The following is a 12,954-nucleotide window of genomic DNA, read 5'->3' as shown; positions in this document are numbered from 1 at the left end:
TCGAAATGACAGCCTTTTTTTTATAGCATGATAACACCTTTTATCTTGGAAACTTCTTTGTAAAAGTAAATGACCTGGTCGGCATCTTTAACATGCAAGCTGACCGTAATGGACGTATACTTGCCTGTTTTGGAATCCTTAAAATCAAATCGTGCACCCGTATCATCAAACACACGTTGGATCTGATTGAAATGATCCTGGTCTTTCGGTAAGATGAACTTGTACGTATAATCTTTTGGAAAGGTTTCGAGATCTTCTAATCTTTCTTTGAAAGTGTCGTAAAAATCTTTTGGATCCTCACTTCCATCAGGGATGTCCTGTATATTGATGTTTTTGTAATCTGCCATTTTTGTTTCTCCTTAAATTATATATAAGGTGTTAACAAATATTAATCCATTTATGTTTTACTGACATTTTTTCATCACAATATAATTACTGTTCCATGTCCGTATTTTGATTGCTTCGTAATGCAATTAATTGTTGTCTACACTTGACGGCCAGTCGGCTTTGTTCTTGCCGAAGTTCTTATTTGGCTTGGCACTCATTTCGATTTCCATTTGGCCACCCTGCAACAGTTGTTCATGTGTAATAAATGTTTTGGAATAAGGTTTTCCGTTCAATTTGATCGTTTTGATGTATTGGTTTGCTTTACCTTGGTTTTTGACTGTGATCGCTAAGGTTTTGCCATTTGGCAAATTGATGTTGGCATGTTCCATCATCGGCGAACCAAATACATACACACCGCTCATCGCATTTAATGGGTAGAATCCCATCGCCGAGAATACGTACCATGCGCTCATCTGACCGACGTCATCGTTACCACAAAGTCCTGCCGGTGTATTTGTATAGAAATCGGTCATCGCTTTACGCGCCAGGGCAGCACCTTTCCATGGTTGTCCTGCATAGGCATAGAGGTAAGGGATATGGTGGTTGGGCTCGTTGCCTTGTGCGTATTGTCCGATCAGTCCTGAGATATCGGGAGAGGCTTCTCCACCGAGATCCGAAGACATGGTCGTGAAGTAATCCAGTTTCTTCAAAAATTGCTGTTCGCCGCCAAAAAGATTGATCAAACCGGTCACATCCTGCGGTACCAACCAAGTATATTGCCATGCATTTCCTTCACAGTAATCGTTTTCACGGTGCTTGGCCATTAATGGGTCAAAAGGTCTGCGGAAGTCGCCATTGGCTTTTCTACCAACAAAGTGACCTACTTCTTTATCAAAATATTGCTCGTATAATTTATACCGTTTTTTGAAATAAGCAGCATCTTCTGTCTTTCCTAATTTCTCTGCAATTTTATAAGCGCCAAAGTCGGCGATAGCATATTCCAATGCCCAGGCAACCGATTCATTCGGCATACTGTCGATAGGAATATAAGTCAGGTCGCGTGCAAACTTCAGCCCATGGTCATTGCCCATGGCCGTTGTTTTTACAGCTTCCCACACCAGAGGATAATCTTTCTCGTCAATAATTCCTTTTAAGAATGCATCAGCAATCACCGGAATGGCAGGTAAGCCGACCATCGTGTTGGTTTCATTACCCTGCAAATGCCACATTGGCAATTTACCTTGCTGTTGATAGATCGCCAGCATGGTTTTGATAAAATCCTGATTGATTTTGCGGTCTTCCAAGATGGTCATTAAAGGGTGAAGGCCCCGGTAAGTATCCCATAATGAAAATACGGTATGGTTGACAAAATCCTGTTTTTCATATACTTGTTTATCCGTACCCAGGTAGTCTCCATTGGCATCATTGAAAATGGTAGGTGCAAAATAGGTATGGTACAAGGCGGTATAAAAGATTGTTTTGGTGTCTTTATCGGCCTCAAACTGGATTTTGTTCAGGGTGTTATTCCAACGTTGATCAGCATCTGATTTTACTTTTTCGAAATTCCAGCCTGGGATTTCGGCACTGATGTTATTTAATGCATTGGTCGAACTTACAGGTGAAATACCCACCTTCAATTCCATGGTTTTATTCTTAGCGGCATCGAAGAATAGGGCTGCTTTGATCGCTTGTCCTTTGAATGTTGTTTGACCTAATTTTTCCTCTTTACCATCAAAGAAACGGACCTTTTGAATAGGCTGCGAAGTTTTGATGGCAAAATATAATTTTTGGTCACTTGCCCAGCCTGTTGAAAAACGATACCCCACGAAAGTAGAGTCATTGACCTGTTTGATGTAGGTATCGGTAGGTTTGTCCCAATTAATATGGTAACCTAAGTCGACAAGAATATGGGCATTATCTGTTTTTTCATAGCGATATTGGTGGTAGCCGACTCTTTCCGTAGCGGTAAGGTTGGCCTGAACCTGGTAATCGTCCAGATAGGCACTATAAAAACCAGGTCTGGCAATTTCATTTTCTTTTTTGAAGGCAGAACCATAACCTGTATTCATTTTGTTGAACTCAGCTGGTGTAAGCTGTAGTTTTCCATTGGCTGGAACGATCATCAGGTCATTGAGGTCTCCGATCCCGGTTCCGCTCAGGTGGGTATGTGTAAAGCCTAATATTTCTTGGCTTTTGTAGTTATAACCACTGCACCAATCCCAGCCGTTGAACTTATCCCACATCTGTGGAATTTGGGTGGGCCCCAACTGTACGGCGCCAAGCGGTACATTGGCACCAACAAAGACGTGTCCGTGATCTGCAGATCCAATAAAGGGGTTGACATATTGTGTTAAATTCTGCTGGGCCTGCACGCAAAATGGTAAAATTAACGCGCCCAGCACTGTTTTGAAAAGCTTATTTCCTGTCATAGGTATTTGTTCGGGTATTTGAAACTGCTTAAAATTAGTAAATAAAACCTTTTAGCGCAATTTTATTATTATTTTAGTAAATTGTCGTTAAATTTTTTACTTTAGTAATCTTCGAAATCAAAACTTAACAAACCTACTCTACATGAAGAAACGTATTCTGATCAGTGATATCGCTAAGGCTTTGGGAATTTCTGTAACTACTGTATCCTTTATTTTGAATGATAAGGCAAAAGAAAAGCGTATTAGTGAAGCTTTGACTAAGCGTGTATTGGACTATGTCAAAAAAGTGGGGTATAAACCTAATGAATTGGCCAAAAGCCTACGAACTGGCAAGACCAAGATTTTGGGTTTGATTATCGAAGATATTTCCAATCCTTTTTTCGGTAACATTGCCCGGCTGATCGAGAGTAAGGTCTATGAGCAGGGCTACCGTATTATTTATTGTAGTACAAATAATGATGTGGAGAAAGCAAAGGAGCTGATTCAGATGTTTTATGATCGTCAGGTGGATGGTTTTATCATTACCCCATCAGACGGTTTGGAGGACACTGTCAAACAATTGCAACAGAATAATATTCCTGTTGTGCTGTTTGACCGTTATTTTCCTGGGCTTGAAACCGACTATGTCGGGGCAGACAATTTTCAGGGGGCCTTTGATGCGAGCAATCACCTATGCCAGCAAGGCTTTAAGCGTATCGGCTTTGTGTCTTTGTATTCGGATCAGACACAGATGAAAGAACGTTCAGATGGTTACTTGAAGGCCATGGACAATAACAAGCAACAGAGTTTTATCCAGAAGGTTCAGTTGGATGCCTCCGATGAAGAAGCGATGGAGTCTTTGAAAGAGTTTATTTGCGATAACCGTCTGGATGCAGTTTTGTTTTCAACCAATTATTTAGCGATTTCAGGATTGAAGGCTTCCAAAAGTTATGGTTTTGCCATGCCAGCAATGATCGCATTTGACGATCACACGGTATTCAAATTGTTGGAGCCATCGATTACGGTCGTCTCCCAGCCGATCAAGGATATTGCTGAGAACCTGATCAATATTCTTTTACTTCGTCTGCAAGGCAAAATAAAAGCAACACGCAAAATGGTGCTGCCTTGTGAGTTGAAAATCCGAGAATCGACAAAATCAAAAGTTACTTTGTAGTATCTGCCACAAATTTCATGGAGATCGAATTGACGCAGTGACGTGTGTTCTTTGCGGTGAAACCTTCTCCAAGGAATACATGTCCGAGATGTGCGCCGCATGTATTGCAGAGAATTTCGGTACGACGCCCGTCCGCATCGGTGATCCGGGCAATTGCTCCTGGGATCTCATCATCAAAACTTGGCCAGCCACATCCAGACTCAAATTTTGATTCTGAACGGTATAACGGACTGTCGCAGCGTCTACAGATGTAGGTACCTTTTATTTTATTGTCCAAAAGCTCGCCTGTGAAGGGACGCTCCGTTCCTTTATGGACAATGACATATTCCTCTTCTTTACTTAGGATGTTGTATTTTTTATTCGTTTCCATCGCTGTGTGATTAGTTGTTTCTTGGCCCCGGCATGCATTGCCTAAATGGAACCAGACTTAGACCATATATAATAGGTTTTCCATCTTTATAAAGTTACGGAAATTAATAGGAAAAAATATGTTTTTGAAACTGTACAAAAGCGGGGTGTTGCCGTATTTTAAATTGTCATGGAATTGTCTTATATTTGACAAAATGCCGTAATGAAAAGTTGTAGCGATGTGACTACATGGCTAGCTTAATCGTGATTTTATCGTTGTTTAAACGTAATTGTTTAGAATGATTATAAATTGATATTAAAGGTCACAAAATTGTCAGCGATTTGTTAATAAATCATACTTTTGTGGCATTGTTAAGGGGGTAGTGGCTCCTTTAACCATAGGATTTAATTTTTTACATTCACAAATAAATAGTATAAAGTGCTAAATATGAGAACTATCTCATCCGTTTTGGGAAGCCTTGCGAGGGTGGTGTCAACGAGTTTGATGCTATTATTTGCCGTTACGACGTTGCATGCGCAAGATGTCAAGGAAGGTGAAAAAATCTTCAAATCTAAGTGTACATCCTGTCACGCAATCGACAGAAAAGTTGTTGGTCCTGCGTTGAAGGGAATTCCAGAGACTAAAGATGAAGCTTGGTTAATCAAGTGGATTCGTAACTCTCAGGCTTTAATTGCCTCTGGTGATGCAGAAGCTATTAAGATCTTTGAAGAGTACAATAAGTCTGTGATGACTTCCTTTACGGATTTATCTGACGATCAGATTAAATCTGTATTGGCTTACATTACTGACGCGTCGAAGGAAAAACCAAAAGATGCTGCTACAGGTGGTGCAGCTGCAAAAGATGATAATGCATCGACGTTCATGATTTTGGGCCTGATCGCTGTTGTTGTTTTGGCAGTTGTCGTTATCGTGGTGTTGAACCGTGTGATCCGTACCTTAGAAAATGTAATTGCTAAAAATCAGGCAGCTATCGAAGCTCAACAGGAGCCTGAAGACAACCAACGTTTTGTGAAATTTGCGAAAGCTTTTGTCAAAAACAAAAAATTGGTTGGATTTACTGTTTTGATGTTGGTGGCTTTATTGTCAGTGGCTGGTTGGAAGACCATGTGGAATGTTGGTGTTCACGAGGGTTATAAACCTGTTCAGCCAATCAAGTTCTCACACCAAATCCACGCTGGTGTAAATAAAATTGAGTGTCAATACTGTCACGGTGGTGCATTTAAGTCAAAAAATGCATCTATTCCATCGGCTAACGTATGTATGAACTGTCATAATACGGTAACAGCTTCTGAGCATTATGATGGTGAAATTTCTCCGGAAATTGCGAAGATCTACCGTGCTTTGGACTGGGATCCTGAGACGCGTACTTACGGTGATAATCCGAAGCCAATTCAATGGGTTCGTATTCACAACTTGCCTGATTTTGCTTATTTCAATCACTCACAACACGTTGTGGTGGCAGGAGTAGAATGTCAGACTTGTCACGGTCCGATCCAAAATATGGAAGAAGTATATCAATATTCTCCATTGACGATGAAATGGTGTGTGGATTGTCATAAAAAGACAGATATCAAATCAGATAATAAATATTATGAAGATCTGATCAAAGCACACGAAAGAATTAAAAAAGGTGAGAAAATGACTGCAGCCATGATCGGTGGTCTTGAGTGTGGTAAATGTCACTATTAATAATTATTTGAAATACGCAATCTTATATACAGCTTAAATGGATAGCAATAAAAAATATTGGAAAGGTTTGGAAGAGTTAAATCAAACTCCTGCTTTCGTTGAGGGAAGTAAGGGTGAGTTTGCCGAATCTATTCCCGTAGAAGATGTATTAAATGAAGCTGGCTTGAGTACGAAAACTCCTCGCCGTGACTTCTTGAAGGCATTAGGATTTGGTTTGGGTGCTGTTTCTTTAGCGGCTTGTAACCGTACTCCTGTGCATAAGGCAGTTCCTTATTTGATTAAACCTGAAGAAATAACTCCAGGTATCCCTAACTATTATGCTTCGACATTCAATGGTCAAAGTATTTTGGTTAAAACTCGTGAAGGTCGTCCGATCAATGTTGAACCTAATCCTAACGCAATCGGTTTAAACCAAGGTTTGGATTCAACGACTGCTGCTTCGGTATTAGATTTATACGATGAATCTAAATTGAAACAAGCGCAATTGAAAGGTCAAGATGTAGAGTGGTCTAAATTGGATGGGGAAGTTGTTAAAGCATTGACTGCGGCTGCATCTTCTGGTAAACAAATTACGATCGTTTCTAACACGGTAAACAGCCCTTCTACATTAGCAGCTATTGCTGCATTGGCAGCGAAATACCCAACCGTTAACCATGTACAATACGATGCTGTATCTTACAGTGGTATTATCGAAGCGAATAAAGCTTCATTTGGTAGAGCTGTTGTCCCTTCATACAACTTTGATAAAGCGAATGTGATCGTTTCAGTGGCAGCTGATTTCTTGGGAACTTGGTTGGCAGGTGAAGAGCACACACAACAATATGCTAAAAATCGTGACTACAAATCGTTGAAAAACGGAAAAATGTCGCGTCATGTGCAATTTGAATCTGGTCTTTCCATGACTGGTACCAATGCAGATGCACGTATTGCAATTAAACCTTCTGAAGAAGGTGCTACCTTGATCGCTTTATACAATGCGATCACTGGTCAGTCCCTGGCTGGTGCGACGGCAAACAAAAAAGCACAAAAAGGTGTAGCATTGGCAGCGAAAGAACTGGTGAACAGCAAGGGTGCTGCTGTTGTTGTTGCCGGTTCAAACGATGTGAATGTTCAGGTATTGGTCAATGCGATCAACGTTGCTTTAGGTGCATACGGTACGGTTATCGACTTGGACAACTATTCTAAACAAGTTCAAGGTTCTGATGCTGCATTCCAGGCTTTCTTAGCTGCAGCGAAAGGCGGACAAGTTGGTGTTGCATTCTTCCTGAATAGCAACCCTGTGTATGACTACTTCAAAGCAGATGATGTAAAAGCAGCATTGAAGCAAATTCCTTTTACCTTATCGTTTGCACAACGTGCTGATGAGACGGCTTCTGAATTGACGGCAATCGCTCCAGCAAGTACTTTCTTGGAGTCTTGGGGTGATGCTAATCCAAAAGAAGGATTGTATTCTATCATTCAGCCAACAATCAATCCTGTTTTCCAGACCCGTCAAGTTGAGCAAAGCTTATTGACTTGGGCAGGAAATAATACAGATATGTACAACTTTGTTAAGAACTTGTGGTCTACACAGATCTTAGCTGGTTCTACAAAAAACTGGGATGCTGTATTGCAAACTGGTTTTGAATATAAAGGTGCTAAAACAGCTACGGCTCCAGCGTTTACTGGAAATGCTGCTGCTGCCGCTGCTGCAATTGAAGCTTCGAGCAAAGCAATCACTGGTGAGTTTGAGTTGAAACTTTACGAGCCTGCGGGTCTTCGTGATGGTCGCTATGCGAATAACGCTTACTTGCAAGAATTGCCTGACCCAGTTTCTAAAGTAACTTGGGATAACTATGCTGCTCTTAACCCGAAAGACGCTGAGAAATTAGGGTTGGGTGAAGATGGCAAGGTTACTGTAAAAGCTAACGGTGTTGAGTTGGAATTGCCAGTTGTACAACAACCAGGTCAAACACAAGGAACTGTTTCCATCGCTGTCGGTTACGGTCGTACCAAAGTTGGTAAAGCGGGTAACGAAGTCGGTAAAAATGCATTCCCTTTTGCTTCTATCATCAATGGTACTGTTCAAGGTGTTGCTAAAGCAACAGTAGCGAAAGCTGCTGGAACTTACCAATTGGCCCAGACACAAACACACCACACCATCGAAGGTCGTAACATTATCCGTGAGACTACCTTTGCGAAATATTTGAAAGATCCTAACTCCGAGGCTGGACGTTTTACAGATAATCACAAAACGTACGATTTGTGGAACAAATATGAGCAGCCAGGACACAAATGGGTGATGGCGATCGACTTGAACGCATGTACAGGTTGTGGTGCTTGTATCGTTGCTTGTAACGTAGAGAATAATATTCCTGTGGTAGGTCGCGATGAGGTTCGTCGTCGTCGTGAGATGCACTGGTTGCGTATTGACCGCTACTATACCATCGAAGGCAAAGATCAAGATCTGACAAAAGAGAAAGAAATTGCGAAAGCTTCGGCTGATTTGGATTTCGAAAATATCACTGTTGTTCACCAACCGATGTTGTGTCAGCACTGTGGTCACGCACCTTGTGAAACGGTTTGTCCGGTATTGGCAACAGTACACTCTTCAGAAGGTTTGAATCATATGGCTTACAACCGTTGTTTCGGTACACGTTACTGTGCAAACAACTGTCCATTTAAAGTACGTCGTTTCAACTGGTTTGCTTACTGGAATGATTCACGTTTTGACAACTACTTGAACAATGAGTTCACACAATTGGTGTTGAATCCTGATGTAGTGACTCGTTCACGTGGGGTTATGGAGAAATGTTCAATGTGTATCCAACGTATCCAAGCAGGTAAATTGCAGGCTAAGATTGAAAATCGCAAAGTGAAAGATGGCGATATCCAAATGGCTTGTCAACAAGCATGTTCGGCAAATGCAATTATCTTTGGTGATGCGAATGATCCAGAATCTGAAGTATCTAAAGCATTGCGCAATGAGCGTGTTTATTACGTACTTGAGGAAATCAATGTTCAACCGGGTATCGGTTATATGACAAAAGTTAGAAACACTTTTGAGGCGTAATCTTGTACAATATTTGAAATAAAAATACTATGTCATCGCATAACGAATCAATATTAAGAGAACCATTAATGACCGGTAAAGACATCACGTATGCAAAAATTACGGATGATATCTTATTACCGGTTGAAAATAAACCAAATAAAGCATGGTGGATCGGTTTTACCGTTGCTGTACTAGGTGCTTTATTATGGGTAGTGAGCGTTAGTTATACCTTTTGGACAGGTATCGGCGCTTGGGGTCTGAATAAAACTGTAGGCTGGGCTTGGGATATCACCGACTTCGTATGGTGGGTAGGTATTGGTCACGCTGGTACGTTGATTTCAGCTGTATTATTAATCTTCCGTCAGAACTGGCGTAATTCCATCAACCGTTCCGCTGAGGCGATGACGATCTTTGCGGTAATCTGTGCGGCTACCTACGTTGTGGCTCACATGGGGCGTCCTTGGTTGGCGTATTGGATTTTCCCGCTTCCAAATCAATTTGGATCACTTTGGGTAAACTTTAACTCCCCATTGGTATGGGATGCGTTCGCGATCTCAACATATTTTACAGTATCGTTGGTATTCTGGTACTGTGGTTTGTTGCCTGATATCGCGACTATCCGTGACCGTGCTACTGGGTTGAAACAACGGATTTATTCTATATTATCATTCGGTTGGAATGGATCTGTAAAGACTTGGCAACGTTTTGAGATCGTGTCATTGATCTTGGCAGGTATTTCAACACCACTGGTACTTTCTGTACACACCATCGTATCCATGGACTTTGCAACTTCGGTGATCCCTGGATGGCACACGACGATCTTCCCGCCGTATTTCGTGGCAGGTGCGATCTTCTCCGGTTTCGCGATGGTACAGACTTTATTGTTGATCTTACGTAAAGTAATGAACTTTGAGAACTACATCACGATGTTCCACATTGAGTCAATGAATATCATTATCATGACGACTGGTTCTATCGTGGGTGTGGCTTACTTAACCGAGTTATTTATCGCCATGTACTCTCGTTCAGAATACGAAATGTATGCTTTCGAGAACCGTATGTTGGGTCCATACGCTTGGGCGTATTGGTCAATGATGACTTGTAACGTAATTTCTCCGCAGTTATTCTGGTTCAAAAAAATCCGTACAAGTATTCCGATCTCATGGATTCTATCTATTGTGGTAAATATCGGTATGTGGTTTGAGCGTTTTGTAATTATCGTGACTTCATTACACCGTGATTACTTGCCTTCATCTTGGGCAATGTTCTACCCAACTTGGACAGACGTAGGTATCTTTGTAGGTTCAATTGGATTATTCTTTACGTTATTCTTGTTGTTCTTACGTTTCTTGCCAGGTATCGCAATTGCCGAAGTTAAATTGTTGTTGAAATCATCGTCATTACAACACAAAACTAAATTGGCTCAAGAAGGCGCATTCCCTGCAGAGCAAGTTGAGTACTTCCAAGAATCATTGGAAAAATATGATTCAGTGACAGAAGAAGAGATTAAAGAATTATCAGTTAGAAAATAATCAGCAATGAGCAATACAAAATATATATTAGGTAGTTTTGCGGATCCCGATGAAATGATGCATGGGATCGACAAATTGCAAGCAAACAATATAAGTATTTATGACTGCTTTACTCCGATGCCTATCCACGGCATCGAAGCGAAGTTAGGTGTTAAACCTTCTCGCTTGCCTATCGCAGCATTTTGCTTTGGAGCATTAGGAACGACATTAGGTTTTAGTTTGTTGTACTATACCATGGTATACGATTGGCCGATGAATATCGGTGGTAAGCCATCTTTTGGTATGCCAAACTTTGTCCCTGTGACATTTGAGGTTACCATCTTATTGTGTGCTTTGGGTATGGTTGCTACGTTTTTCTTCCGTAACCACTTGTTCCCAGGCCGTGCACCTCGCGTAATGGACTTGAGAGCAACAGATGACCGTTTCATCCTTGCCGTAGATGCCAAAGAAAATACAGATCACGCTTTGATCGATAGTTTATTGAAAGAAGCTGGTGCTGTTGAAGTTAAGTACAATGATAGAAAATATGTTAGCTATGAATAAGAAGAATTTACTTGGAACTGTATGCGCAGCTGTGGCATTGACAGCACTTGTTTCTTCTTGTGGTGACAAAACAACTCGTAGTACAGGTTTGGAGTTTTCTCGTAACATGTACGATCCGTTAGCTTTTAACCCGGATCAACCTAATGCGAATTTTGCTGATGGAAAAACAGCACAAACACCTCCTAAAGGTACAGATCCTATTGGTTTCACTCGTTTTGAGTACGCCAATACATTAGAAGATTATGTACGTGCCGGCGCCGAAGTGAAAAATCCGTTGGTTGTCAATGCTGAAAACCTTGAAAAAGGAAAAGCTTTATTCACAACCTATTGTTCAGTATGTCACGGGGTAGAAGGTAAAGGGGATGGTCCGCTTACAAAAGATCGTAGCGTGACGGATTCAAGAGGTACTCGTCAATTAGAGAACTTCCCGCCGCCGCCATCTTATCATAGAACTGATGCGGCTAACTCCTCAAGAGGTGGTCTGATGGCTGACTTGACAGATGGTAAAATCTACCATACGATTTATTATGGTCATAACTCCATGGGATCTCATGCATCTCAATTGTCTCCTGAAGAGAGATGGAAAGTTGTTATGTATGTTCACGAATTACAAAAGAAATAATCTAACATCAGATATATAAATGGGAACTCACAGTCATCATCACGATTATAATTTCAACGAGCGATACGAGTTTGCTGGCAAAGCGAAATTGTTCAGTATTATCGCTGTTGTACTAGGTATAGCTGCTGTAGCTTTCGGATTGCTTTCGGGCGATTCGCATACTGTAGAGCGTACATATGCCAACTTGTTATTGATGGGTTATTACTTTACATGTGTATGCGCAGCTGGAGCATTCTTCGTTGCCTTGAAATATGTAACGCAAGCTTCATGGTCTGCTGGACTTTTGCGTATACCTCAGGCTATGGCGAGTGTTTTGCCGATTGCATCATTGATTTTATTGGTTATTGTAGGCCTAGGTCTAACAACACATAACCTATACCATCACTGGCATGCAGAGGGAATCACTGATCCAAATAGCCCTAATTATGACCCTATCATCGAAGGAAAATCTGCTTACTTAAATGTACCTTTCTTTTTGACTCGTCAAATCATATTTATGGGTATCTATAGTATTTTTGCAGTAATCCTTGCGAAACTTTCTTATAAAGAGGATTTAGAAGGTGGTTTGGCTTCTTACAAGAGATCATTCAAATTGTCTGCTATATTCTTGGTTATCTTTGGTTTTACAACTCCAATCTGGTCTTTTGATACGATTATGTCATTGGAAGCACACTGGTTCTCTACGATGTTCGGCTGGTACAACTTTGCTGCCATGTGGGTGAGTGGTTTATGTGCGATTACGGTCATCTTAATTGTATTGAAGAAAGCTGGTTATATGGCTTGGGTAAACGAAAATCATTTACATGATTTAGGTAAATTGATGTTCGGCTTCTCCATCTTCTGGACCTATGTTTGGTTTGCACAATTCATGTTGATTTGGTATTCAAACATTCCGGAAGAAACAGTTTACTTCTACAAACGTTGGGAACCTGAATACAAGCCTTGGTTTTGGTTAAGTATTATCATTAACTTTGTGGCGCCGTTGTTACTATTGGTGGATCGCGATGCTAAACGTAAACAAAATGTGATGTTGTTCGTAGCGATCTTATTGTTGGCAGGTCACTGGTTGGATTACTATATTATGGTTATGCCAGGAACTGTAGCTGAGCACAGAGGATTTGGTGTCATCGAAATTGGAACTGCACTTGGTTTCTTAGGTTTGTTTACATTTTTGGTAATGAGCAGACTGAGCAAACAAGGCTTGGTAGCTAAAAATCATCCGTTCTTGGACGAGAGTTTGCATCACCAAATATAG

The 12,954-nt window shown here is 41.0% G+C and carries 10 protein-coding genes; 7 read left to right on the top strand and 3 right to left on the bottom strand.

Annotated features, from left to right (window positions below; all coding sequences use genetic code 11):
- Positions 1–20: 20 nt before the first annotated feature.
- Positions 21–347, bottom strand: coding sequence for a DUF493 domain-containing protein (locus HX021_RS11980; RefSeq protein WP_286590593.1), 327 nt, complete (start codon positions 345–347; stop codon positions 21–23).
- A 126-nt stretch (positions 348–473) separates the two neighbouring features.
- Positions 474–2,756 (bottom strand): GH92 family glycosyl hydrolase, encoded by a 2,283-nt coding sequence (locus HX021_RS11975; RefSeq protein ID WP_286590592.1) that lies wholly within the window; start codon positions 2,754–2,756, stop codon positions 474–476.
- Between the two features lie 142 nt (positions 2,757–2,898).
- Between HX021_RS11975 and HX021_RS11970 the strand changes: the two genes are divergently transcribed.
- Positions 2,899–3,909 carry a LacI family DNA-binding transcriptional regulator gene (locus HX021_RS11970; RefSeq protein WP_286590591.1) on the top strand — a complete coding sequence of 337 codons (1,011 nt, stop codon included), beginning with the start codon at positions 2,899–2,901 and terminating at the stop codon, positions 3,907–3,909.
- Here HX021_RS11970 and HX021_RS11965 read toward each other — a convergent pair.
- Complete coding sequence (locus tag HX021_RS11965; protein ID WP_286590590.1) at positions 3,899–4,279, bottom strand: methionine-R-sulfoxide reductase; 381 nt, start codon at positions 4,277–4,279, stop codon at positions 3,899–3,901. The genes HX021_RS11970 and HX021_RS11965 overlap by 11 nt on opposite strands.
- A gap of 426 nt (positions 4,280–4,705) precedes the next feature.
- Here HX021_RS11965 and HX021_RS11960 point away from each other — a divergent pair, with 426 nt between their 5' ends.
- The 6 genes from HX021_RS11960 to HX021_RS11935 are packed head-to-tail and all read left to right on the top strand — an operon-like array spanning position 4,706 to position 12,954.
- Positions 4,706–5,968, top strand: a complete 1,263-nt coding sequence (locus HX021_RS11960; RefSeq protein WP_286590589.1) for a cytochrome c3 family protein — start codon at positions 4,706–4,708, stop codon at positions 5,966–5,968.
- A gap of 37 nt (positions 5,969–6,005) precedes the next feature.
- Entirely contained in the window at positions 6,006–9,020 is a 3,015-nt protein-coding gene (locus HX021_RS11955; protein ID WP_286590588.1) for a TAT-variant-translocated molybdopterin oxidoreductase, read from the top strand.
- 29 nt (positions 9,021–9,049) lie between these two features.
- A complete protein-coding gene (gene nrfD / locus HX021_RS11950) occupies positions 9,050–10,534 on the top strand; it encodes an NrfD/PsrC family molybdoenzyme membrane anchor subunit (RefSeq protein WP_286590587.1) in 1,485 nt (494 codons plus the stop codon).
- Positions 10,535–10,540: 6 nt separating this feature from the next.
- Positions 10,541–11,077 (top strand): DUF3341 domain-containing protein, encoded by a 537-nt coding sequence (locus HX021_RS11945; RefSeq protein WP_286590586.1) that lies wholly within the window; start codon positions 10,541–10,543, stop codon positions 11,075–11,077.
- Positions 11,061–11,699, top strand: a complete 639-nt coding sequence (locus tag HX021_RS11940) for a c-type cytochrome (protein WP_502959004.1) — start codon at positions 11,061–11,063, stop codon at positions 11,697–11,699. The genes HX021_RS11945 and HX021_RS11940 overlap by 17 nt, the downstream gene beginning before the upstream one ends.
- Before the next feature lie 19 nt (positions 11,700–11,718).
- Positions 11,719–12,954, top strand: coding sequence for a quinol:cytochrome C oxidoreductase (locus HX021_RS11935; RefSeq protein ID WP_286590584.1), 1,236 nt, complete (start codon positions 11,719–11,721; stop codon positions 12,952–12,954).

This window comes from Sphingobacterium sp. N143, from assembly GCF_030325625.1.
Classification (GTDB): Bacteria; Bacteroidota; Bacteroidia; order Sphingobacteriales; family Sphingobacteriaceae; genus Sphingobacterium.
The sequence above is the reverse complement of the archived record's forward strand: the minus strand, read 5'-3'. Positions and strand labels throughout refer to the sequence as shown.

What these genes read in the sequence shown, in the direction of transcription:
- HX021_RS11975 (WP_286590592.1), bottom strand. Translation starts at nt 2,756, where the DNA reads ATGACAGGAAATAAGCTTTTCAAAACAGTGCTGGGCGCGTTAATTTTA.
- HX021_RS11940 (WP_502959004.1), top strand. Translation starts at nt 11,061, where the DNA reads ATGTTAGCTATGAATAAGAAGAATTTACTTGGAACTGTATGCGCAGCT.
- HX021_RS11980 (WP_286590593.1), bottom strand. Translation starts at nt 347, where the DNA reads ATGGCAGATTACAAAAACATCAATATACAGGACATCCCTGATGGAAGT.
- nrfD (WP_286590587.1), top strand. Translation starts at nt 9,050, where the DNA reads ATGTCATCGCATAACGAATCAATATTAAGAGAACCATTAATGACCGGT.
- HX021_RS11965 (WP_286590590.1), bottom strand. Translation starts at nt 4,279, where the DNA reads ATGGAAACGAATAAAAAATACAACATCCTAAGTAAAGAAGAGGAATAT.
- HX021_RS11970 (WP_286590591.1), top strand. Translation starts at nt 2,899, where the DNA reads ATGAAGAAACGTATTCTGATCAGTGATATCGCTAAGGCTTTGGGAATT.
- HX021_RS11945 (WP_286590586.1), top strand. Translation starts at nt 10,541, where the DNA reads ATGAGCAATACAAAATATATATTAGGTAGTTTTGCGGATCCCGATGAA.
- HX021_RS11960 (WP_286590589.1), top strand. Translation starts at nt 4,706, where the DNA reads ATGAGAACTATCTCATCCGTTTTGGGAAGCCTTGCGAGGGTGGTGTCA.
- HX021_RS11935 (WP_286590584.1), top strand. Translation starts at nt 11,719, where the DNA reads ATGGGAACTCACAGTCATCATCACGATTATAATTTCAACGAGCGATAC.
- HX021_RS11955 (WP_286590588.1), top strand. Translation starts at nt 6,006, where the DNA reads ATGGATAGCAATAAAAAATATTGGAAAGGTTTGGAAGAGTTAAATCAA.